Source organism: Herpetosiphon giganteus, from assembly GCF_016907925.1.
GTDB lineage: Bacteria > Chloroflexota > Chloroflexia > Chloroflexales > Herpetosiphonaceae > Herpetosiphon > Herpetosiphon giganteus.
Genome location: NZ_JAFBCZ010000020.1, coordinates 47,490 through 69,147, shown reverse-complemented (window position 1 = coordinate 69,147; position 21,658 = coordinate 47,490). Strand labels below are relative to the sequence as shown.

Annotated in this window: 22 protein-coding genes; 15 read left to right on the top strand and 7 right to left on the bottom strand. The window is 49.7% G+C overall.

The genetic code is table 11. The features are described 5' to 3' along the window. Positions 1-5: 5 nt before the first annotated feature. The 3 genes from JOD20_RS17500 to JOD20_RS17490 all read left to right on the top strand — a co-directional run bounded on the left by JOD20_RS17500 (position 6) and on the right by JOD20_RS17490 (position 2,460). On the top strand, positions 6-518 hold the full coding sequence (locus tag JOD20_RS17500) for a hypothetical protein (RefSeq protein WP_204756501.1): 513 nt from the start codon (positions 6-8) through the stop codon (positions 516-518). 44 nt (positions 519-562) lie between these two features. Then, positions 563-1,618: a histidine kinase gene (locus JOD20_RS17495; RefSeq protein WP_204756500.1), complete on the top strand. Its 1,056-nt coding sequence runs from the start codon at positions 563-565 to the stop codon at positions 1,616-1,618. A gap of 404 nt (positions 1,619-2,022) precedes the next feature. Next, entirely contained in the window at positions 2,023-2,460 is a 438-nt protein-coding gene (locus JOD20_RS17490) for a hypothetical protein (RefSeq protein WP_204756499.1), read from the top strand. 372 nt (positions 2,461-2,832) lie between these two features. Here JOD20_RS17490 and JOD20_RS17485 read toward each other — a convergent pair whose 3' ends face one another. From JOD20_RS17485 to JOD20_RS17475, 3 genes are all read right to left on the bottom strand, one after another. Beyond that, the gene (locus JOD20_RS17485; RefSeq protein ID WP_204756498.1) at positions 2,833-3,522 is read right to left on the bottom strand and encodes a hypothetical protein; all 690 of its coding nucleotides are present in this window, start codon (positions 3,520-3,522) and stop codon (positions 2,833-2,835) included. 54 nt (positions 3,523-3,576) lie between these two features. Then, complete coding sequence (locus tag JOD20_RS17480) at positions 3,577-4,170, bottom strand: zinc metalloprotease (protein ID WP_204756497.1); 594 nt, start codon at positions 4,168-4,170, stop codon at positions 3,577-3,579. A gap of 537 nt (positions 4,171-4,707) precedes the next feature. After that, complete coding sequence (locus JOD20_RS17475; RefSeq protein WP_204756496.1) at positions 4,708-7,089, bottom strand: tetratricopeptide repeat protein; 2,382 nt, start codon at positions 7,087-7,089, stop codon at positions 4,708-4,710. Positions 7,090-7,271: 182 nt separating this feature from the next. On the opposite strand from JOD20_RS17475, the gene JOD20_RS17470 reads away from it, so the two are divergent. From JOD20_RS17470 to JOD20_RS17460, 3 genes are all read left to right on the top strand, one after another. Continuing rightward, complete coding sequence (locus JOD20_RS17470; RefSeq protein ID WP_204756495.1) at positions 7,272-8,915, top strand: alpha/beta fold hydrolase; 1,644 nt, start codon at positions 7,272-7,274, stop codon at positions 8,913-8,915. A 130-nt stretch (positions 8,916-9,045) separates the two neighbouring features. Then, positions 9,046-9,489: an iron-sulfur cluster assembly scaffold protein gene (locus tag JOD20_RS17465; RefSeq protein WP_204756494.1), complete on the top strand. Its 444-nt coding sequence runs from the start codon at positions 9,046-9,048 to the stop codon at positions 9,487-9,489. Between the two features lie 38 nt (positions 9,490-9,527). Next, the gene (locus JOD20_RS17460) at positions 9,528-9,845 is read left to right on the top strand and encodes a metal-sulfur cluster assembly factor (protein WP_110515384.1); all 318 of its coding nucleotides are present in this window, start codon (positions 9,528-9,530) and stop codon (positions 9,843-9,845) included. Positions 9,846-9,899: 54 nt separating this feature from the next. Here the strand turns inward: JOD20_RS17460 and JOD20_RS17455 are convergent, their stop codons facing one another. Continuing rightward, a complete protein-coding gene (locus JOD20_RS17455; protein ID WP_204756493.1) occupies positions 9,900-10,331 on the bottom strand; it encodes an NUDIX hydrolase in 432 nt (143 codons plus the stop codon). 166 nt (positions 10,332-10,497) lie between these two features. Here JOD20_RS17455 and JOD20_RS17450 point away from each other — a divergent pair, with 166 nt between their 5' ends. Continuing rightward, positions 10,498-11,451: a glycosyltransferase 87 family protein gene (locus tag JOD20_RS17450; RefSeq protein WP_204756492.1), complete on the top strand. Its 954-nt coding sequence runs from the start codon at positions 10,498-10,500 to the stop codon at positions 11,449-11,451. 56 nt (positions 11,452-11,507) lie between these two features. On the opposite strand, the gene JOD20_RS17445 is transcribed toward JOD20_RS17450, so the two are convergent. Together JOD20_RS17445 and JOD20_RS17440 are read right to left on the bottom strand one after the other, a co-directional pair. Beyond that, on the bottom strand, positions 11,508-12,515 hold the full coding sequence (locus JOD20_RS17445) for an HAAS signaling domain-containing protein (protein WP_204756491.1): 1,008 nt from the start codon (positions 12,513-12,515) through the stop codon (positions 11,508-11,510). 1 nt (position 12,516) lies between these two features. Next, complete coding sequence (locus JOD20_RS17440; RefSeq protein WP_204756490.1) at positions 12,517-12,870, bottom strand: PadR family transcriptional regulator; 354 nt, start codon at positions 12,868-12,870, stop codon at positions 12,517-12,519. A gap of 420 nt (positions 12,871-13,290) precedes the next feature. Between JOD20_RS17440 and JOD20_RS17435 the strand changes: the two genes are divergently transcribed. Next, complete coding sequence (locus JOD20_RS17435) at positions 13,291-13,578, top strand: hypothetical protein (protein WP_204756489.1); 288 nt, start codon at positions 13,291-13,293, stop codon at positions 13,576-13,578. An 89-nt stretch (positions 13,579-13,667) separates the two neighbouring features. Then, a complete protein-coding gene (locus JOD20_RS17430; protein WP_204756488.1) occupies positions 13,668-14,243 on the top strand; it encodes a helix-turn-helix domain-containing protein in 576 nt (191 codons plus the stop codon). Between the two features lie 183 nt (positions 14,244-14,426). Here JOD20_RS17430 and JOD20_RS17425 read toward each other — a convergent pair whose 3' ends face one another. Then, a complete protein-coding gene (locus JOD20_RS17425; RefSeq protein WP_204756487.1) occupies positions 14,427-15,713 on the bottom strand; it encodes a hypothetical protein in 1,287 nt (428 codons plus the stop codon). Between the two features lie 162 nt (positions 15,714-15,875). On the opposite strand from JOD20_RS17425, the gene JOD20_RS17420 reads away from it, so the two are divergent. The 6 genes from JOD20_RS17420 to JOD20_RS17395 all read left to right on the top strand — a co-directional run bounded on the left by JOD20_RS17420 (position 15,876) and on the right by JOD20_RS17395 (position 21,651). Beyond that, positions 15,876-16,652 carry a DUF2249 domain-containing protein gene (locus JOD20_RS17420; RefSeq protein WP_204756486.1) on the top strand — a complete coding sequence of 259 codons (777 nt, stop codon included), beginning with the start codon at positions 15,876-15,878 and terminating at the stop codon, positions 16,650-16,652. 124 nt (positions 16,653-16,776) lie between these two features. After that, the gene (locus JOD20_RS17415) at positions 16,777-17,931 is read left to right on the top strand and encodes a hypothetical protein (protein ID WP_204756485.1); all 1,155 of its coding nucleotides are present in this window, start codon (positions 16,777-16,779) and stop codon (positions 17,929-17,931) included. Between the two features lie 20 nt (positions 17,932-17,951). Next, a complete protein-coding gene (locus JOD20_RS17410) occupies positions 17,952-20,198 on the top strand; it encodes a molybdopterin oxidoreductase family protein (RefSeq protein WP_204756484.1) in 2,247 nt (748 codons plus the stop codon). 9 nt (positions 20,199-20,207) lie between these two features. Continuing rightward, entirely contained in the window at positions 20,208-20,828 is a 621-nt protein-coding gene (locus tag JOD20_RS17405) for a 4Fe-4S dicluster domain-containing protein (RefSeq protein ID WP_204756537.1), read from the top strand. Positions 20,829-20,869: 41 nt separating this feature from the next. Beyond that, positions 20,870-21,424: a QcrA and Rieske domain-containing protein gene (locus JOD20_RS17400; RefSeq protein ID WP_239583916.1), complete on the top strand. Its 555-nt coding sequence runs from the start codon at positions 20,870-20,872 to the stop codon at positions 21,422-21,424. After that, entirely contained in the window at positions 21,421-21,651 is a 231-nt protein-coding gene (locus tag JOD20_RS17395; RefSeq protein WP_054532605.1) for a DUF6755 family protein, read from the top strand. The genes JOD20_RS17400 and JOD20_RS17395 overlap by 4 nt, the downstream gene beginning before the upstream one ends. Positions 21,652-21,658: the final 7 nt, after the last annotated feature.

Below are 21,658 nucleotides of genomic sequence, written 5' to 3'. Positions count from 1 at the left end.
ATGGAATGCGCTTAACTGAACAATTACGCCAAGTCGGGCGTTGGCTCTGCATCGCTGGCGGCATCTTGCTTGGCTTAGGCGTGCTGTTTCTTGGCTTTGAAATTCGCCAAATTGGCTTTAAGTTTGCAGATTTAGCGGGCATGCTCGGGATAAGTATTGTGATTCCAGTCGCAATTTATTTTTATCAAATTAAGATCCATTGGCGTAAATTACGCGAACGCTTGCTAAAGGCCGAAACCGCCCGCGATTTTAAACTGCTGCCAGCGCTCAAGCCCTTGCCTATCTTGGCATGGTTGATTTGGGCAGTGATTGCCTATGCTTGTGCCTATATTTTTGGTGGAGCCTTTACGATCTTTTTTGGGGCCTTTTTAATTGGCTTTGGGCTTGCTAACCCCAAACTTTCCAAGAATGTTGAGCAACTTGAAGCAGGACGAGCTTTGTTCTATGCTCAGCGCGATTTACGCGGGCGGCCAATTGTGGTCCGAGTTTTGCCAGAGATGCTTTTGGCACGCGATTGACGTTACAGGTATAATTAAAGCTCAATCTATGCAATGAGGTCTCCATGCGATCTGAATCCGCTTCACACCGTTATGGCGAACATCGCATTTATTTGAGCTTAGCGCCAGGCATTGGCTGCACCCGTCGGTTGATGGCCGATGCCCAACTGTTGGCAGCCCAAGGCTATGATGTTGGGATTGCCTTTAATGCTTCAAGCGATTATTTATGCGATTTTGCCCGTGGTTTGCGGCCTTTACCTTTAATCTACGAGCGCCAAAACAATCAACGGATTGAAGCGCTCGATCTCGAAACGATTCTGCGTGATCCACCCCAAATTATTGTGCTTGGCAACTTAGCGCATCAACATGGCTTGCCAGATCAGCCAATTGAGCCGTTGAAGCTGGTCGAGCAATTGCGCATGGCCGGAATTGCAGTTTGGTCAACGATTTATGCCTATAATTTGACCACGATTGCGCCTATTTTTACCCGTTTGACTGACATTACGCCAACGCCGATTATTCCTGAAACGGCCTTGGAGCAAGCCAGCGAGTTGGTGCTGATCGATCCTGAGCCAATTGATATTATTCGCCAACTCGATGAAGGGATTTTGCTGGCTCCTCCAGAAGCAGAGCAAGCGCGTAGCACCTCGCTGCGGCTCGATGTGTTGAATCAACTGCGCGCTGCAACCCACGCCTTGCTCGAAATTCGCCGCCCATTGAGCGATAGCGCCGAACGTCCGCGCTGGCTGGTGGGCATTGGCTTCAATCCTAGTGCCATGTATTTGTTGCAACGGGCCGCCGATTTGGCCTATGGCATGGGCGCATTGCTGATTGGGGTGCATATTCGCCCGCCTGGTGGTGGCTCAAGTGGCTATCGTTTGGCGGCCCGCGAACACCTCGATTATGCAGAAGAGTTGTGCCACGAGGTGGTGATTATCGAGGAGAAAGATGTGGCAGCGGCGATGCTCCAAGTGGCGCACGAGCAGCATGCAACTGGCATCTTTATTGGGCGGCCTGTGCGCTCACGCTGGGATGAGCTGCGCGGCGGTTCGTTGCTGACCAAATTGATCAACAGCGACCGCGATTTGGATATTTTTGTCTTGGCCGATGCGCCGCGCTAAAAGAAGGCTATTGGCTGTAGGCTATGGGCTAGCGGAATGTTTGAGTTACCACAACCATATTCCGTTAGCCAAAAGCCTCGCATCCTCTGCGCCTTTGCGTTAAAAATTTAGCCGTTGAAACCGCGAAGCGCACGAAGAACGCGAAGGTTAAGTTTGTTAGCCACGAATTTCACGAATTTCACGAAGCATGTTCCGATAGCCAACAGCCAGCAGCCAATAGCCTCACATCCTCTGCGCCTTTGCGTTAAAAATTTAGCCGTTGAAACCGCGAAGCGCACGAAGAACGCGAAGGTTAAGTTTGTTAGCCACGAATTCCACGAATTGCACGAAGCATGTTCCGATTGCCAATAGCCAATAGCCTCGCATCCCTGACATCTATTTGATTTTTGACTTTGGAGCCATCAATGAGTTTACATATTGGCTTGTATGGCTCACGCGAGCCTCAATTAATCGAGGCTATCCAAGAAGTTTGTTCGCTTTTAGGCGCTGAATTGGTGCTGCTTGATGCAGTTCCCGCCATTGATCAGCCACAGCAGGTGCAAATTATAATTTGGTATATGGGCCATACGCCATTAACGCTTACCGCTGATCAACACCGAGGCTTGAATATCTATATGCTCCTAGACCGTGGCAGACATAAAGAACGGGTATATAGTTCTTACGTCGAGCCTTCGGTGTTTTATACTGAATACTTGGTGATTCCCTTTGATCCTGAAGAATTTGCGATGCGGATTATTGACGGCTCAATGCGGCGTGGCTATACGCTTGATTATCAACTGAATGACTATTTACAAGCGTTTGCAGCAAGGATGGAATCGAAAAAGGGTAATCGATTGTCTTGAAGATTGATTCACGAAGCGCACGAAGGACGAAACCGCGAAGCACGCGAAGATCGCGAAGATCGCGAAGATTAAGTTTGTTAGCCACGAATTCCACGAATTGCACGAAGCATGTTCCGATAGCCCACAGCCCATAGCCTCACATCCTCTGCGCCTTTGCGTTAAAAATTTAGCCGTTGAAACCGCGAAGCGCACGAAGAGCGCGAAGGTTAAGTTTGTTAGCCACGAATTCCACGAATTTCACGAAGCATGTTCCGATTGCCAATAGCCAATAGCCTCCCATCCCTGACATCTATTTGATTTTTGACTTCTGACTTTTGACTTTTGACTTGTTCTCTGTTCTCTGCTTTTCTGCCTTCTGCCATTACCCTGATCCTATTTTGCTTGATCGATTTGACGAATGAGTTCATCCATAGACAGTCCAGCTAAGGCTTTATCGTCTCTTAATTGGGCAGGATCAGTTCGTTGTTGTTCGCCTCGTAATGCTGTTTGCGCAACAACGCGACCTTCGGTGATCTCATAGATACCTTGGGTTGAACCGAAAACTAAGTAGTGCTCAGGCCCTAATTGAGCAGTTGAGCCTGTATCTTTTGCCAGAAAGATGACATATTCTGTACCAGGCTTAAGCTCCTCTGCATCAATCGTCATCTGATCTTTCCCAACGCTGCCCCCAAATATTCGAACGATCAGTTGATCGTTTGATGAATTTCCCTTTAAGACGGTTTTTGGCTCAAAAACCATGTCGGTATAAATAATAAAGTCAGCAGAAATAGTATCAAGAGTCACAGTATTTGGTAATGTTCCATCAGGCGTATTCCAGCGCGATGGGTTAGCCGTAGATACCGCCCCATGAACAATCAGATCTGATTGTTTAATCAGGTCTTCAAGACTTTTAAACTCCATGGCTGCATAACTTGAGATAACAATCGGCTCTCGTTCTTCAAGCATAGCTATGTTTGTATCAAGGGTATTTGATGAAGCACGGGTCGATAGCAGTATGATTCCAAGCGCAATTAAAGGAATCACCACGAAAAGTCGCCGGATTAGCTTAGTTTTATACCACATTTGTCACAGCTCCTTATATGGAATTAATTAGCATATAGGCTGCTAAAAATAAGCCTATGGATACTGCCATGCAGCCCCATTAATATCATATGAAGTAAGTGAAGCTCGATAGGATTCGCCTGATTCAAATGTCCCATACATTGTAACGCTCCTGCACATGGAACTATAATTGTCCCTTAGATTAAACCAATGACCAAATTCATGGGTCATAATTTCGGTTATCCAATGACTTTCTGGCGATGCGGGTAGTATCGTTGTGAATGAGTCAGTCTGATCAAAAACAACAAGTACTTTGTTTATTGTTGTCGGAGAAGCATAGATTGAGGCTAACGCAATATGGCTTGGATTAGCAAGGCTGCCTTTGCTAATAACATTTGCTGATGATGAATTATTACTCAATGTAAATGAGCTTGAACCTATATTTGTCCAAGTTGTTGCGGATGTATTGATATTTGTCGTCCAGCTGGCTGGAATAGTAGGATCTATTTTATAGCTAACACTATTTGACGGCCATGCAGCCCCACTTTGCCAACAAAAACCACTACCATTGTTATTGATAACAGCATTAACAGGCCGAGTGTTCCAACTAAAGAAGAGGGCTAAAAGAAGAAAAACCAGCATATGCTTCCAGATCGAACGAATGATCATCCTATCCTCCGTAATTGGAATACTGCGAGATCACAAGGATCTCGCAAGAGACCAAGGCCAAACTGCTGGGTTGTGAATGAATTTATTGTAGTGTTAGGGTTGAGATAAGAGGATAGAATGGGAAGCTGCAATCTCTCTCTAGGCAAGTATAACAACAATAATTCTAATCGTCAATCAAATGTGGGTATAGCCTCTTGGCTTTGGGCTATAAGTCCAGAAGGAGCAACTGATCCTCAGCCCTCAACAATTAAACCCTTTTTCGCCACAGATTGTTTTGATTATGGTTCTGCTCCCCGATAGCCAACCGCCGATAGCCTGATATGCTCTGCGCCTCTGCGTTAAAAATTAAGCCGTTGAAACCGCGAAGCGCACGAAGAACGCGAAGGTTAAGTTTTTTCGCCACAGATTTATTTGATTATGGTTCTGCTCCCCGATAGCCAATAGCCTATAGCCAAAAGCCTCCCATCCTTGACATCTATTTTGACTTTTAATTTCTGATTTCTGATTTTTGACTTTTGCTCTATGCTGTATGTTCTTTCATCCCTCGTCGAGCGCTTGTTCAATCATGGGTTTGAGCAAATCAAGGCTGGTTTGCTGCTTGAGGTGTTGATAGGCACTTGCGTCCAAGTGTTGTTCAAGCTGGGCAATCCATGGAGCCAACAAGGCTTGTTCTGGCTCGGAGCGTGGCGCGCCAATCGATTCGCGTAGCTGTTCAACCACAATTAAGCGTTGTGCGCCAAGCTGATAATTGCCCGCCTGAATTGCCAAAATCGCCATGCCCTCCAAACATTCGGCAATACTTTCACGCTCGCCAAGCTGTTGTAAGGCCTGCAAGCTCTGTTGATAGTAGGCTTGGGCTTGCTGATATTCGCCGCGTTGCAGGCTAATTGCCCCAAGATTGGTGAGTGAGGTTGCGCTAGCCCACTGGTTATTGAGCTGTTGGCGCAAGCTGAGGGTTTGCTGGGCCAGATCATAGGCCCGTTGCAAATCGCCCCGATAGCGAGCTAGCATCGATAAGTTGCTCAAGGTTGCTGCATAGTTGGCAGCTTGCTCTGGATTGGGGCCAAAGACGGCGGCATTTAATTCAAATAAGGCTTCGGCTTGGCTATAGGCTTGTTGTTTGATCGCCACGAGTGCTAAGTTGTTGCGCACCATGGCTGCGCCAATGGGGTTATTGTTGGCATCGTAGAGCGCAAGGCTTTGGCTAAAGCTGGCTTGGGCCGCAGCAATATCGCCACGACTCCAGGCCATTGCGCCACAGGCGTTTAATGCTCGCGAATGCAGGGTTGGCTCAAGCGTTTGGGCTTGGCTAGTGGCTTGGGCGAGAGCTTGATCAAGCCATTGTTGGCCTTCGTGGAAATAGTTGCGTGCCCACCAAAAGCGCCAGCTATTGACCGCAATATTTAATGCTGCAATTGGATACTGATTGCTGCTGGCCCAGGCAAGTGCCGCGCGCAAATTATCGTGCTCGGCTTCAAAGAGATCGAGCCAATGTTGTTGATCGCTAGCAAAATGTTGATTAAAGGCCTCGCTGAGTTGGCTGGCCCAAGCTAAATGCTGCTGCGCCAACTGTTGCTGTTGGTCGCTTGCTAATTGTTCGAGCACATAATCGCGTACAAATGGGTGCAACACCCAGCGCTCAGTCTGCGGCACTTGCATAATCAAATGATGATCAACCAAATTACCCAAAATCTCATACAGCGCAGGGTCTGTTTCTGCCAGATTAAGCGCAAAGCTGGCACTGCTGATCGTCCAACCAGCGGGCCAAATTGCCAAAGCATGCAGCGCTTGTTGCTGGCTTGGCTCAAGCAGATCGAGGCTCCAACTAATGAGGTTGCGCAGGCTGCGTTGGCGTTCGGGCAAATCGCGAATGCTGGTTTTTAGCCCAAGCACATGGTTGGTTAATTGTTGGGCCAAGCGTTGCGGCGAGAGCACGCGGGTATGGGCAGCAGCTAATTCGAGCGCCAAGGGCAGGCCCTCAAGTTGGCTGCAAATTTGGCGAATCGCTTCAAGGGTTGCTGCATCTGGTTGCAGTGCGGCAGCATGGCTCTGGGCACGCTCCAGAAATAGCGCAATCGCTGGCGTTTCAGCCAAATCTTCGCTTGCGATTGGTTTGGTTGGTACGGCCAAGGGCTGAAGTTGCAGCATATATTCGCCATACAAATTGAGCGGCACGCGGCTGGTGGCCACAATTTGCAACTGGGCTGCTGCGCGCAACAACTGGCCAATTGCGGTCACGCCTTCAACTACATGCTCAACATTATCCAAAATCAGCAACAAGTGACGGCTTGCCAAAAACTGCTGGAGCGCTTTTTCGGCAGTTTGTTGTGGGCCAATCGCTACGCCCAAGGCCTCGGCAATTGTGGCCAAAACCAATTGCGGTTGGCTGATGCTGGCTAGCCCACAAAAACACACGCCATCGCGATAGTTGGCCTGCTGTTCTTCAGCAATGGCAAGCGCCAAGCGGGTTTTGCCAACTCCGCCAAAGCCCAGAATGCTGATCAAGCGTTGACCCTTGGACAACAGCCGGTTAACCGTTTGCTGTTCGCTATTGCGGCCCAAACAGCTGGTTGGGGGAATTGGCAGGCTGAAGGTGGCGCTTGGTTGGCTCTCAGCAATCCCATCATTCAAGCGAGTAGTTAATTGTTGACATAACTTTTTGAAATGGCGATGATAGGTGGTGCTGTGAATGCCCAAACTATCGGCGTAATAGGCAATACTACGTTGGGGTTCGGCCACAATCAATTGCAGCAAGCGCTGTTGATCTGGCTGTAAGGCTTGTTGGCAAAGCGCTTGGAGAAAGGAATTTAGGCCGCCCTTGGCGCTTACAAGCTGTTGAATTGCTGGCTGATTGAGGGCCGTATGTGGTTGTTGCAACAGTTGCTGAAGCCATTCAACCTGCCAAAGATGCTGGGTCATTGCCAAATCTCCTCAAAAATGCGCTATTAATAAATTTTTGACTATTTTGACATTCTGCGTTATGATGCTGCTATCCACCAATCTCTCCCATTTATCCGCTAGTCGATTCTCACAAATATCCGTCAGTCGCTTCTCTCGATGATCGTTCGTCAGTGACGATGAGCAATGCAAAGGAGTCGTTCGTGAAACGTCGGATTGTTATTATTTTGGCCCTGATCGCCCTCATGTTGGCCACATTTAGCCTTCCCCAGCAAGCAGTTCAAGCCCAAACAAACCAGTTGATGGCCGCCCCAGCGCCACGGATTATTGCCGAGGTTAATGGATCTGGCAAAGGTCGGGTTTGGGTTGGCGCTGTGCCCGCCAACAGCAGCAGCAAGCCAGTTTTGGTCTTTGTCCATGGTCTGCACGGCAAGGCTCCCAACTGGTGGGGCGAAACCATGTACCACGGCACGAACGATATGTATGATAAGGCCTATGCCGCTGGCTATCGGACTGCCTTTGTCAGTATTGATGACGAAGTTGATGGCCCTTCATCAACAATTTGGACCAACGGCGCAACCCTCAATCGCCAATTAGACGTTATTTTAAGCCATTATGGGGTTAGTTCGGTTAACATTATCGCCCATAGCAAAGGTGGTGTCGATACCAATAGCGCAGTGATTCACTATGGCGCAAGCAGCAAGGTACAAAATATCGTCACCCTCAGCTCGCCGCATCGTGGCTCGCAACTGGCCGATTTGGCTAACAGTTGGTGGGCTGGTTGGCTGGCTTCGTTGCTTGGTCAACGCGATGATGGCACCTATTCAATGCAAACCTCGTATATGAACAACTTCCGCGCCCAAACCGATGGCAGCGCCAACTACAATAATGTGCGCTTCCACACCGCTGGCGGCACCAACCATGGCCCGTTCTTCTCGGCGATGTGGTTTGGTGGAGCCTACATCTCAGGCGATAACGATGGAGTTGTGCAGGTTAGCAGTTCAATTCATCCCCGTCAAACGACTCGCCTCTTCACCCGCAACTACGACCACGACAATATTCGCTTGGGTAGCGTGGTTTGGAGTTCAATCGAGCCAAGCGTTCGCAGTACCTTCCGCAGCAAAGCTGTCGAAAATGCAAGCGCCAGCCCAGTTGCCGAGCAAGCAACCAGCATTGAAGCCAATAGCATTTTGCGCGGTGGCATGCTCGAAAGCGCCAGCCGCAGCGGAATTCGCTTCAATCTCGAAACTGGGGTTAAAACTGCGAGCTTTGATTTTGTGAGCAACAGTGCTGATCTGGATGTGAGCTTTGTCGATAGCCAAGGCCAGCGCTATGCTGCCAACAAACCAGCGCTTGATGGCGAATTTTTCCGTGGCGCATACCACTACAGCGCTGAAGTTGTTGCGCCTGCAAGCGGCACCTGGTCGGTGGTGGTCAGTGGTGGCAAAGCAGATACTGGCTATTTGTTCAATGCCACGCTTGAAAGCAGCCTGAAGGTACAGCTTGACGCTGCCAACTTATTGGCCCAACCCAACCAAAACTTGGGTTTCAAGGTCAATGCTGCGAATGCCCAAAGCTTAAGCATCAAGGCCCAATTGACGGGCACGCCACAAGGCACTGAATTGCACAGCGCAATGCCAACCAACCGCAGCCTCGCGGCCAAAGGCGTTGATCGTGCAACTCTTAATGTCAGTAGCCCACAAGGCTTTGGTTTGTATCAAGTAGCCGTAACGGTTACGGGCACAACCGCCGATGGCAGCAGCTTCGAGCGCTCAATTCCATTAAATATTGGGGTTGTTGATAGCGCTGCCAAGAATGCCGCCGATAGCTTGCCTGCTGGCCGCTAAACCGCGAACAAACCACAGCTTTGACCACAACACCATCCTTTGGGGTGGTGTTTGGCCGTTTAGCTAGCCAATTTTTAGGCATAATCGTGTACAATACAAACAGATATTAGCACCAGTTATGGAGGCGAATGTGGATCGCCAAGAAGCTTTCGAGTTTTTAATCGAACACTACGAACAACCCCGCCATCGTGGCGAACTGGCCGATCCGGATGTGACCATGCCTGGTGGTAATCCTGGTTGCGGCGATGTCGTGACAATCTATCTCAAGGTCGATTCAGCCAACGATGCGATTCAAGATGTGGCATTTGTCGGCGAGGGCTGCACCATTAGCCAAGCAGCTGCCTCGATTTTGCTTGAACAAATGCAAGGTCAAAGCCTGACAGCAGTCGAAGGCCTTGATTTTAATTGGATGATCGATGAGCTAGGCCGCGAGGTGGTGCAATCGCGCCCACGCTGCGCAACCTTGGCCCTCGGCACGCTCAAAGCCGCGATCAAGAAATATCGCAACGATCAAATTCGATCGGAGCTTGGCACGGATTCAGCCAAAATCCCACCCGAAACATTCTCAAATTAAGCACACCTGCGTGGTGTGAGCTATAGGAAGGAAATTCAATGCTTAGTGATGATATGGTTCGTTCAGCGCTCAAAAACGTGGTTGACCCCGAGATTGGGGTGAATATCGTCGATTTGGGCTTGATTTATAACGTGGATATTCGCGATGAAGGCCGTCAAATTGTCGTCGATATGACCTTGACCACGCCTGCTTGCCCAGCTGGCCCACAAATTATCGATCAAGCGCATAAAGAGGTCAAGGCGCTCGAAGTGATTCACCCAAGCTTGAACGATGTGAATATCAACTTGGTTTGGACTCCCTTCTGGAACCCCGAAATGATGAGCCAAGATGCCAAAGATGAACTAGGCTATTTCTAAATTGCAGTACGTAAAAACCCCGTTGTGCCGGCTAGGCATGACGGGGTTTTGCGTTTAACCAAGGCGTTGGGCGGCAACGGTTTTCACCAATAAGCGGGTTTCAGGATGAATCTCCAAGCCGTTTAAATCGTCAACCCCAAACCAGCCAATCGCCAGCGCATCGTCGCCAGCCTGCGGCTCGCCACTCAGCCACTCTGCTTGCATTTCCAACAAGACATAATGATATTGAATCTGCTCGCTTTGGTCGCGATGAATCACATCGACGGCGGTGATAAAGTGTGGCGGGCTGATTTCAACATTGCATTCTTCGCGAATTTCACGCCGCGCAGCCGCCTCGATTGTTTCGCCAAGCTCAATTGCGCCACCTGGCACGCTCCATTGGCCTGCCAACGGCTCCTTGGAGCGCTTCACCAACAGCACCCGCTGGGCATGCCAAACCATCACCGAGACCCCAATTAACGGTTGGCTAGGATAGATCCGCGACATCGATGCTCCTCAATCACAAAGTTAATCAAGCTTGATTATGCCATAGCTTATGAGTAATTGATGTTTTGCGGATAAAAATTGTCTGTTATAGAGAATAAATATCAAACTTTAAGCTCAGCATTTTTTGGTATGATGCACACTGCTTCAGCATACGAGGAAGGCTTTTATGACCCAACCATCAATCAATTTTAGACGAATTGCTTGGATTAGTGCGATTCTTATTGCAGGAACGTTGGTAATCGCATCGTTCTTTATTACGATGTTTGGTGAAGATCTGTATAAATATTATATGCCGTTTGCCAAAGGTTGTGATACGTGTGGATTTAATCCCTATTATGCGCGTTGGTTTTTTGTTCCATTGATGATCTTGCCCGATAATCAATGGGCTATGCCTTTGTGGAGCTTGCTGGTTTTTGCAGGCATGTTTTGGTTCATTTATAAGCTCGATGCAAATCCGTTGGTGATTATCGCCTTTCCAATGCTTGGTCAATATTCACTAGGCCAAGTTGATATTTTTTTATGCATTGGCTTCTATCTGATGCTTAAATCAAAAAATTCATGGCTTCAAGGGCTGGGAATTTGCTTTTTGGCAATTAAGCCACAGGTTACTGCTTTGGTCATCGTTGGCTTTCTTATTGGCCAAAAATGGTCGCAGCTCTGGAAAATAGTTATTCCGCCAGCAATTATGCTGCTGTTAAGTTTTTTGGTCTTTGGTATCGATTGGCCGGTGCGCTGGCTGAGCAATACCCAAGCGCTTCCGCCCCACGTTTGGCGTTTAGCCGCAGGCGATACATGGCGCTTTGCCTTGCCCTTCATCTGGATTCCCTTCTTGTTTGCTGATCGTGAACGCCGCATGCTGCTCAGTATTCTGATGATGGCGCTGGCCTCGCCAGTTTTTGGCACTTATAGCTATATTGTGTTTATTTTGTTTTATCCTCAATGGTGGACGATCGTGCTTTCGTATGTGTGGGTCGTGTTTACCCCGATTGAACCAGATTTTGCGATTCGGTTTGCTTGGATTTTGCCCTTGGTGATGATTATTCATATTTGCTATACCAATTGGGATGAAAGTTGGTGGATGCGTCGACGGGCCAAATTGGCTAATCAAACAATGGCTTAACCACAGCGCAGCAGTTAATCGCTAATGATTAACTGCTGCGTGTTGGATTTGCTTGGTTATGCGGTGACTACGACCTCGTTTTGTTGTGCGTGGCTGCGTTCTTGATACAACTTGTAGGCGGTATAGCCGGCATCGACAATCACAAACAACGCCGTGAAGGTCAGGCCATAGTAGAACGCGCTCATGCCAATTGCCATATTACTCTCGCGAATCATATCGCCAAGCTTGCTTAGCTGAATCAGCGAGCGCGGATAACCAGCATTTGCCAGCCATGCCGAATGGCCTTGAATCAGCAAAAACAGCACAATTAAGCTCAAGCCACTGGCTGCGAGCGAGGCAATTCTGGTGCTTGTTTGCCAAACCCCACGCCATAGCACCACCAAATCGACCACAATATTGACAATACTGGCAACAACGACCAAGGCAAAGTATTGGCTAATGACTGGATTTTCAAACAAGCCTTGGCCGCTGAACCAGCGAAAGCCACCTTCAGCCTGGAATTGCATCAGCCAGCCCAGCAAGATAACTTGCGCTGCAATGCCAAATAATTGCGAGCCACGGCCAACTTTTTCACTGGCTGGCGTAATTGCTGGCAATTTACGCGGGTCAAAGGGCTTTTTCGGTTCAAATTCAGCCTCAACTTCGAGTTGTTGCAAGCCCCAGAAAATCGCCACAATCAGCCCAAAAGTTGCAGGCAGATTGCCAATCACACCCCAGATTGTGTTAATGATATTGAGCCGCTGATTGCCAAGCGAGCCAAGCAGCGCCAACCCAAGCTGGGTCGCGATCATAATGCTAAACACCAGCAAGACGACCGAGCGAAACTGGGGAAACAGCGCTGGGCTAATTAAATATTGGCGATTATTGCCATAGGCAGCAGCAACCTTGGCTGGCTCGCCGAGTGCTTGCAAGGTCGCAACGACAGCTGCCTGATCGTCGAGCGCTTGGTCGTTGCGCTCAAGGCTATCGTAAATCGACGAGCGTAATTCGGCCAAAATATCGTTGCGCTGTTTGGCTGGCAAATAATTGCTGACCGCGCCAAGGTATCGTTCAATCAAATCCACCTTAAACTCCTTCATCAGTTAAGAGGCGTTGCATCACTTCGGCCAAGCTTTGCCAATCGTGGCTGAGCTGGGCCAGAATTGTGCGACCTGCCTCGTTAATCACATAGTAACGGCGTGGACGAGAGCCTTCGACATTCCACATGCTATCCAAAAAGCCTTGGCTTTCTAAGCGGCGCAAAAGCGGATAGAGCGTGCCTTGGTCGATGTTAAAGCCTCGTTCAGCCAAGCGATCAATCAGCGAGTAGCCATATTGGGGCGTTTGCAGCTGGCTTAGCGCCGCCAAAATCACCACTCCCCGCCGTAATTCTTGGGATAACTTTTCGTATCCCTCTTGTTCTGTTGCTTGTACTATCATGGTTTTTATAATACTGTGTAATACACAGCATTGTCAAGAGTTAAATATACAGAAATTTTTGGCATTTTTGAAATTGTGAACTATTGCAATAAAACGTGGGTAGAATAGAGCAATGATGGTTATCTAGTGAGAGTTTGGGCTATGGGTTTTAAGCCAATTAAGGTTGATCGCCGACTCGTCTATGAGAACTTATGGTTTAGTACTTGGAATAGTGGTATTGAGCATTTGTCAAAATGGCTCCCCATGGACGACGTGGAAAATCAGGTGCGATTTATCGAAACCTATGCAAAACCATATTTCGAACCAGCCCGACATCCATATTACGTTCGTTCCCAATATTGGATGAAAGAATCGCTGCGCTATTGCTTGAATATCTATGATGAACAGATGAGGCATGAATTTTATTATGCATGGGATTCAATGCACATCCAGTTTGACCGACCGAATGATGTTCATGCTTTTTTGCTGCGGGTTTGGCAAATCCTTTTTCCTGATGAGCCGTGGGAAATCGATGATCTTAGCTTTTATCACGATATTAGCGCCGAAGTGCGCGCGCAAGCGCAAACGAAACTCAAAAGATCGACCCAACCAGCCGTTGATCCGCTGGCTACGCCGCGCCCACCGCGCCGCCGCAAACGCCACGAGGTGGTTGAATTGGGCTATTTGTATGATGATCCGTATAGCGAGGATTATTATGCAGAGCCCTAGCCGCAATCCACATCCTGCTATTATTTGATAATATACGTATATTGATGTAATATACGTATATTGAAAAATTAATTTCGTAAGGATGGGGTATGCAATCTGATGCTACGCTGATTATTCAAACAACCTTGGCGACGGTGATGCAAGCGCAGCAGCGGCTGGCTGAGCATTTATGGTGGGGTGGCGCTTCCGCCAATTCAACAATGGCTCCAAGTTTGTTGGAGCAAGAACTGACGCTTTTGGTGCAGGTTGCTAATGGCGAAATCGAGCGCGAAACTGCCGGTGTGGCCCGTTATTTTGAAATTAAGGGCGTGCTCGATGATGTTTGTCGTCTTTTGTGGCAAGCGCCGTTGAGCGCCGAACCAGTTATTCCGGCAGAATTTTGGACTCAGCCAGGAATTGGCGCGGTTTGTGGGGCGGTGCTGGCATGGCTTGATGCAGATGATTTAATTACGATCACCGAGGCGGCGCAGCTGCTCTACCCTGATGCAGCGTTGGTTGGCAGCAATGTGGCGACTCAACGGGTTATTCGGCTGATTCGTAGCGGCAAACTCCACGAATATACCGCTAACGCTGAGCTTGCGCCTAATCCCCGTCATCGGCGGCGGGTCAAACGCAGCGAGGTGCTGCCACTCTGCAATATCGTTTATGCTGAGGATGATGTTTAATTTGTGATCCCCGACCCTAGCTTAGAAACCGCGAAGAACGCGAAGATCACGAAGGTTTATTTTTTGATCCACGAAGGACACGAAGAGCACGAAGGTTAAGTTTTTAGCCACAGATTGCACAGATTATTCAACATTGAGGCTATGGGCTATGGGCTATAGGTTTTTGACTTCATCCCTCATCCTTCATACTTTTCTTTGTTCTATGCTCTTTGCTCTATGTTCTGCACGCAGCCCATGCCAGCAATTGAGCACCAGCGCTAGGCCGCTAGCGGCAATCAAGCCACTGCCCAAGCGCAAGCCCCAAACGCTATTAATTATCACAGCGAGAATCACCAAGCCGCTGCCCAAGCCATAACTTGCAATTGAGGCAGCGGTGAGTTGGGGCAAGAACAATTCGCGGGCGGTGGTTGGCACATGCTGGGTTGGGCGATTGGCGCGATCAATCCAAATTAAAAATGGAATGATTTTATGCAACATCGTCATGATTGCTAGCCCAATCCAGCCTTGCATTCCAGCCATAAACAAAACTTGGAATTGCTTAACCCCGCTTCCGGGCAACCAACCTAAGCCTGCGCCAAACGCCCAGCCACTACAGAAGAGCAGCCATACGCCAGCAGCAATAAACAGCTTAATCGGGCCTTCGATTTGGCGGCGAATCCGATGGCGCAAAATCGAACCAATATCAGTCAACCATGCCCCAAGACTGACCAATATTAAACTAGCGCAGCTCAACATAATGATATTTGAAGCTTGCAGCCATAGGGCAATAGCGGTTGCATACGCCGCCACGTTCATGCCCAACACTGCAACCCAGCGCCAGCGGCAAACATAGCCATGGGCCAAGCTGAACATTGCCAATAACCGATAGCTCAAGGCCAAGGTTAGCGTGCTAAACCAACCGAGCACTCCTAGCGTGGCATGGCCGAGTGGGCCATAAGCAACCAAACTTGGCCAAAGCAAGACCGAACGATTGATCACCAGCATAATGCCGATTAGGAGTTGAATTGCTAAGGTAGTTAATGCTAAACTAATGCCAATCGTCGTTACATCCCACTGGCGTGCTTGCCATAACGTGCGGCCATAGCTTGCCAAAATAGCCACCAAGCCAACACTCATCAAGCTAGCCCCACTGATCAGCCAATGAGTTGCCGCCTGACTAAAGGCCCAACTAAAGATGCCGCTGCCAATGACAAATGCGCCAAAGCTCCAATCGACCATGCTGCGCCACGCCAAGGGTTGTTGCAACAGCACTGGCAAGAGCTGATACAAGGCCGCCAGACAGATTAAGCTCGCCCATCCAAGCGTAATCAGGTGGGTCAAACTTAAGATGTTGGGGCTGTAGGGAAAGCCAATCAGCTGCGGGGCAATACTGGCTTGTAGGCCAGCCCAAGCCAACAGAAAGCCTTGGGCAATCAACAGCAAAATCAACACGTTGCGGGCATGATTATAGTTTTGGCTGGGCACATGCATAGCATCCTCGTTTCAACAATTAACCTCTGCATGAGCGTAGCAAATTGAGCGAATCGAGGGCGTGACTTTTCTCACACCAGCGTCATGTGAGAAAAGTCGCTGCCGAAACCAACCTGCTGGAGCTAGACTCGCCAAACAAGGCATTCAGCCCGCGAGGTATCCATGATTACTGCTACGATGACGGTCGCCGATATTCTCAAGCGCTATCCCAATTTGCTTGAGGTGTTTGTGTCCCAACATACAGCCTTTCAACGGCTGCGCAATCCGCTGTTGCGGCGGGTGTTTGCGCGTATGGTTACGGTTGAACAGGCAGCCCAAATTGCCAAGATTGAGCCTGCGAGCTTGCTGCAAGCGCTCAATCAAGCCCAGCCTGAGCCAGCTGTGGGTACGCCACTTGCTGAAGATTTTGATCAGCAGCCTGATCCAACCACGCCTCCAGCATGGCTGCAATTGAGCCACATTACAGCGCTGCTTGATGTGCGCGAAGCCCAAGCAACCGCCCAAAATCCACTGGCGCTCATTACTCCGGCAACACTTGCCCTCGCCGCCGATCAGCTTTTGCTGTTGCGCAGTGGTTTCGAGCCAGTCCCGCTGTATCAGTGGCTAGATCGCCGTGGCTATCAAGCCTGGGCCTATCAACATACAGACGATGATTGGTTGGTATTTATTAGGCGCGTTGCCAATAGCGAAGCCCAACAATCCGACCAACTCAATCCAGCCAAGCCCTGTGTCGTTTTGGATAATCGTGGCCTCAAGCCGCCAGAACCGATGGTACGCACCATCACCACGCTCAAACGGTTGCCGCCAGCGAGCTATTTAATTGGTGTGACCGACCGAATTCCGGTGATTTTGCATGAAACGCTCAGCGACGAAGGCTATTCGTTTGAGTCGGTAGGCCACATCCAGCAAGCCTATCTGACATTAATCACTGCATTGTAAGGAGTTTTTATCCTCAGGTATTTAGCTGATTACATTGTTGCGGGGCATTCGCGAGTATCCTGCTTGTGATTCCCCAATGTGCCAACTTAAAACAACAGTGTCGTTTTGGTTCAAGGAGCACCCGATGGTCAAACGCCACCCCGTTCGCAAAGCGATTCTTTGGGGCTGCATAACAACAATCAGCCTTGCAATTATGATTGCGGTTGGCTCGCGCGAGCTTGCGCATTTTGATGCAGCCCTTGTCGCTTACACCTTTGCCACGCTTTTTGCCACCTTTGGCATTACCTACCGCTACACGATGTGGCTGCAACGCCCGCCAACCGCCATGTATTGGAAACGCGGCTGGCAAATGTTTTTTAAACCTCAGCGCTTATTGACCAACATGCGCAATTTATTTACCCGCACTAGCAGCGATTTTGCCGCTAATCGCTTTATTTGGAAGCGTGGCAAGCTGCGCTGGCTGGCTCACTGGTTCATTATGTGGGGCTGTATTGTCGCTGTCGCAATCACGTTTCCCTTAGTTTTTGGCTGGCTGCACTTCGCCAGCGTGCCTGGCTCGTTGGATTCGTATCGGGCCTATCTGTTTGGCTTTGCGCTCTTCGACTTCCCCGTCGATTCGATTTTTGCCTTTTTGATGTTTCATGGCTTGGTTTGGTCGTCGTTCGCGGTGATTTTCGGCGTGATGCTGGCGATGTGGCGGCGCATGCGCGACCATGGCGCGGCCTCGGTGCAGCAATTTGTTGAAGATATTTTGCCGCTGATTTTACTGTTTGCAATTAGCGTGACCGGCGTGATGCTGACCGCCAGTTATACTTGGATGCGTGGCTATGCCTTCGATTTTATTGCGATTTTGCACGCAATTACCGTGATTTTTACCTTGCTGTATATGCCGTTTGGCAAGTTTTTTCACATCTTCCAGCGCCCCGCGCAACTTGGCGCAACCTTCTATAAAGATGCAGGCGCAACCAGCGAGCAAGCCCATTGCCGCCGTTGTGGCGAGGCTTATTCCTCGCGCATGCACGTCGAAGATTTAATTAGCGTCCAAAAGCAACTTGGTTTTCGCTACGAAGTTGCGGGCGAAGTCGAACATTATCAATGGATTTGCCCGCCATGCCGCCGCGCGATGTTCGTTTTGGCTCAAACCAAACAGTGGCAAGGCAATTTTGGCGACCAAATGTTTTCGAGTATGCACGAGCAACCAGCCGCCCCGCGCTTTGGCAACCCCGTTATCAGCGAAGGCCCGCTTGGCCATGAAGATCAGGCCAATCTGCATTTTTAGGTTTGTGAGGAGTTTTCGATATGGCACAGCTTCCCCGTTCTGAACTTGAGATGATTGCCGTGTTTGGCCCGCATCTCGCCCATGCCCAAGGCCAACGGCTTGAGGCTGGCGTTGAGCCAGATCGCTTGGTCAAAACCCACTGTTGCTTTTGTGGCCAGCAATGTGGCATTCAACTCAAAGTCAAAGATAATACTGTGATTGGCTTCGAGCCGTGGTATGACTTCCCGTTTAATCAAGGTATGCTTTGCCCCAAAGGCGTGAAGCGCTATTTGCAAGGGGCGCATCCAGATCGCTTATTGACCGCCTTGGAGCGCGATCCAGCCAGTAGCGGCGGTTTTCGGCCAATAGGCTACGATGCAGCGATTCAGCGCGTGGCTGGCGAAATTGGTCGCATTCAAGCCCAATATGGCAATAGCGCCTTCGGGATTCTCTCTGGCGCAAGTTTGACCACCGAAAAAACCTATTTGATGGGCAAATTTGCCCGCATGTGCCTCAAAACGCCCTATATCGATTACAACGGGCGCTTGTGTATGGTGAGCGCTGGCGCTGCCAACAAAAAATCATTCGGCATCGACCGCGCCGCCAACGCTTGGGACGATATGCTCCATACCGATGTGATTTGGATTAGCGGGGCGAATGTGGCCGAATGTGCGCCAATCACCACCAGCTATGTTTGGCGAGCACGCGAAAATGGAGCCAAAATTATCGTCGTCGATCCACGCATCACGCCAATTGCCCGCACTTGCGACCTGTATTTGCCAATTAAGCCAGGCCGTGATATTGCGCTCTTCAACGGCATTTTGCACCTGATGATCAAACACGATTGGCTTGATCATGAATTTATTAACAATCATACGGTTGGCTTTGAAGCTGTAGCCGAACATGTTGCCGATTGGACTCCCAAGCGCACTGCCGAGGTAACGGGGATTGCTGAAAAGGGTATTCAACAAGCAGCAGAATGGTGGGGCACGGCCAAAACCTCGTTTATGACTCACGCCCGCGGCATCGAACACCATACCCATGGCGTGCAAAACGTGTTGGGCGCGATTAGCCTTGTGCTGGCTTCGGGCCGCATCGGGCGGCCAAATTGTGGTTATGCCACGATTACTGGCCAAGCTAATGGCCAAGGTGGCCGCGAGCATGGCCAAAAATGTGATCAATTGCCAGGCTGGCGCGATTTGGCCAATCCTGAACATCGCCAACATATTGCCAACATTTGGGATATGCCTGTCGAGGAAATGCCCCAGCCAGGCGTTGATGCCTACGAAATTTTCCGCAAAATCGAAACTGGCGAGATCAAAGGTTTGCTGAGTTTGTGCTTCAATCCCAAGGTTTCGCTGCCCGATAGCGATTACGTCAGCGCAATGCTCGATAAACTGGAATTTTATACTTCGATTGATTTCTTCTTGAACGATAGCGCGCGCCATGCTGATATTGTGTTGCCTGGCTCGCTGCAAGAGGAAGATGAAGGGACTGTTACTCAAGCAGAGGGTCGGGTCATTAAAATCAATCAAGCGATTGAATGCCCAGGTGAGGCCCGCCAAGATTGGCGCATCATTCAGGATATTGCCCAAGCATTGGGCCGTAGCAAAGGCTTTACCTTTGATGGGCCACGGGCGATTTTTGAGGAATTACGCCGCGCCTCGAAAGGTGGCGTTGCCGATTACTCAGGAATTAGCTATGAAAAAATTGAAGCCCAAAATGGAGTATTCTGGCCATGCCCCAGCGATGATCACCCCGGCACGCCGCGTCTGTTCGAGCCAAATTCTTGGAATCCGGTGGCCAAAGGCGCTGGCCCGTTCTACTTCCCCGATGGCAAAGCGCGCTTCAATGTTGCGCCCTACACGCCGCCCGCCGAAGATGTTGATGCAGAATATCCCTTGATGCTGACAACTGGCCGCGTGATTAGCCACTTTCTGTCGGGAACCCAAACCCGCCGCATTGGCCCATTGGTTGATCAATATGCCGAGCCACGAATTGAGCTACACCCGCAACTTGCTATGCGGCTCAACATCCAAGAAGGCGATTGGGTGACGGCCCAAACTCGGCGTGGCGAAATTACCTTGCGGGCGCAAGTTGTGCGCACGATTCGCCCAGATACGATTTTTGTGCCCTATCACTGGGCTGGCCAAAAGAGCATCAATCGTCTCACGATCGCCGCTCAAGACCCAATTTCGAAAATTCCTGAGTACAAGGTTTGTGCTGTGCGCTTGATCAAAGCCAGCCAAGCACCAGCCTATGCCAGCCAACTTGAGCCTCAGCAATAGGAGCCTACCATGCCTGAAGCCCAGTATGAATTTTTTATCGATCCCAGCCGTTGCATCGGCTGCCAATCGTGTGTCCAAGCCTGTAGCGAGTGCGACACCCACAAAGGTCAGGCCATGATTCACCTTGAATTTGTGAATCGGCACTATTCGACCCAAACCGCGCCAGTGGTATGTATGCACTGCGATTCGCCAACCTGCGCCGAGGTTTGCCCTGCTGATGCCATTAAGAAAACGCCCGATGGCGTGGTGCAAACTGCGCGTAAACCACGCTGTATTGCCTGCAACAACTGTGTGCTGGCCTGCCCGTTTGGCGTGCCCAAGATGAATAGTGGTGCTGAACTGATGATGAAATGCGATATGTGTTATGACCGAACTTCGATAGGAAAAGCGCCGATGTGCGCCTCGGTCTGCCCAAGTGGTGCTTTATACTATGGCACACGCGAGCAAATTGAAGCCCAACGTCCCCGCTCGATGCCAATCAATCAATTTCAATTTGGTCAGCAAACAATCAGCACCAAAGTCCACATGATGGTGCCGCGAACAGCCCAACCAGAACACATCGACGTGCTTTCGGCTATGCATGATCACACCAGTGGTCACGATATTTTCTTGATGATGCACGACGAATAAGCCATCAAACGCTGTTTGTTGCAACCTAAGATTGAAAGGACATGCTGATTATGACTCGCGACCACGATGAACTTTCGCTTGCGCCCGATGGCTTGCCATTGAGCGAACAGCCGCAATGGCGGCAAGATTTCCCGATTGATGTCGCCCAAGATAATTATGTTTCGCGGCGAGAATTTGCCAAATTTTTGGTGCTGATTAGCTCGGCATTTAGTGCAGGCCAATTTTGGATTTTGTTTAAAAATTGGCAGCGCAACCAAGCAGCGCCACCACCAGCCCAAAAAATTGCCAGCCTTGGCGAAATTCCGGTTGGCGGCACATTGGTGTTCCACTATCCCAACGAACATGAGCCATGCATTTTAGTGCGCCCCGATGCTGATACCTTGCTCGCCTATAGCCAAAAATGTACTCATCTTTCGTGCGCCGTGATTCCCAATGTTGCCGAAAACCAAATTGGCTGCCCCTGCCATAATGGCTCGTTTAGTTTGGCTGAAGGCCGCCCATTAGCTGGGCCGCCACAACGCCCATTGCCGCGCATTCATGTCGAAGTGCGTGGCGATGAGATTTTTGCAACCGCCGTGGAGCTACGCAGCATATGAAACAACGCTTTCCCCGCCAGCAAAAAATGACCATCGTCCATGGCATTTTAAGCATTGTGTTGATCATCGATATTGTGCAGCTTTGGCTGTTGACCGCCACCATGAACTCGTATCTTGGTGGCGATAGCGGTGTGCCACTGCCAGCCCTGATTTTTAGCTGCATCTGTTTGCTGCTCAACCTTGGCTTGCTGAGATTTCTCTACAAGCTTGATCGAAAGCCCAACTGATAGGAGC

Coding starts and splice junctions, on each gene's coding strand:
- JOD20_RS17480 (WP_204756497.1), bottom strand. CDS start 4,170: ATGATCATTCGTTCGATCTGGAAGCATATGCTGGTTTTTCTTCTTTTA.
- JOD20_RS17475 (WP_204756496.1), bottom strand. CDS start 7,089: ATGACCCAGCATCTTTGGCAGGTTGAATGGCTTCAGCAACTGTTGCAA.
- JOD20_RS17420 (WP_204756486.1), top strand. CDS start 15,876: ATGATTACTGCTACGATGACGGTCGCCGATATTCTCAAGCGCTATCCC.
- JOD20_RS17430 (WP_204756488.1), top strand. CDS start 13,668: ATGCAATCTGATGCTACGCTGATTATTCAAACAACCTTGGCGACGGTG.
- JOD20_RS17500 (WP_204756501.1), top strand. CDS start 6: ATGCGCTTAACTGAACAATTACGCCAAGTCGGGCGTTGGCTCTGCATC.
- JOD20_RS17415 (WP_204756485.1), top strand. CDS start 16,777: ATGGTCAAACGCCACCCCGTTCGCAAAGCGATTCTTTGGGGCTGCATA.
- JOD20_RS17490 (WP_204756499.1), top strand. CDS start 2,023: ATGAGTTTACATATTGGCTTGTATGGCTCACGCGAGCCTCAATTAATC.
- JOD20_RS17455 (WP_204756493.1), bottom strand. CDS start 10,331: ATGTCGCGGATCTATCCTAGCCAACCGTTAATTGGGGTCTCGGTGATG.
- JOD20_RS17460 (WP_110515384.1), top strand. CDS start 9,528: ATGCTTAGTGATGATATGGTTCGTTCAGCGCTCAAAAACGTGGTTGAC.
- JOD20_RS17440 (WP_204756490.1), bottom strand. CDS start 12,870: ATGATAGTACAAGCAACAGAACAAGAGGGATACGAAAAGTTATCCCAA.
- JOD20_RS17405 (WP_204756537.1), top strand. CDS start 20,208: ATGCCTGAAGCCCAGTATGAATTTTTTATCGATCCCAGCCGTTGCATC.
- JOD20_RS17495 (WP_204756500.1), top strand. CDS start 563: ATGCGATCTGAATCCGCTTCACACCGTTATGGCGAACATCGCATTTAT.
- JOD20_RS17395 (WP_054532605.1), top strand. CDS start 21,421: ATGAAACAACGCTTTCCCCGCCAGCAAAAAATGACCATCGTCCATGGC.
- JOD20_RS17425 (WP_204756487.1), bottom strand. CDS start 15,713: ATGCATGTGCCCAGCCAAAACTATAATCATGCCCGCAACGTGTTGATT.
- JOD20_RS17400 (WP_239583916.1), top strand. CDS start 20,870: ATGCTGATTATGACTCGCGACCACGATGAACTTTCGCTTGCGCCCGAT.
- JOD20_RS17485 (WP_204756498.1), bottom strand. CDS start 3,522: ATGTGGTATAAAACTAAGCTAATCCGGCGACTTTTCGTGGTGATTCCT.
- JOD20_RS17450 (WP_204756492.1), top strand. CDS start 10,498: ATGACCCAACCATCAATCAATTTTAGACGAATTGCTTGGATTAGTGCG.
- JOD20_RS17435 (WP_204756489.1), top strand. CDS start 13,291: ATGCACATCCAGTTTGACCGACCGAATGATGTTCATGCTTTTTTGCTG.
- JOD20_RS17410 (WP_204756484.1), top strand. CDS start 17,952: ATGGCACAGCTTCCCCGTTCTGAACTTGAGATGATTGCCGTGTTTGGC.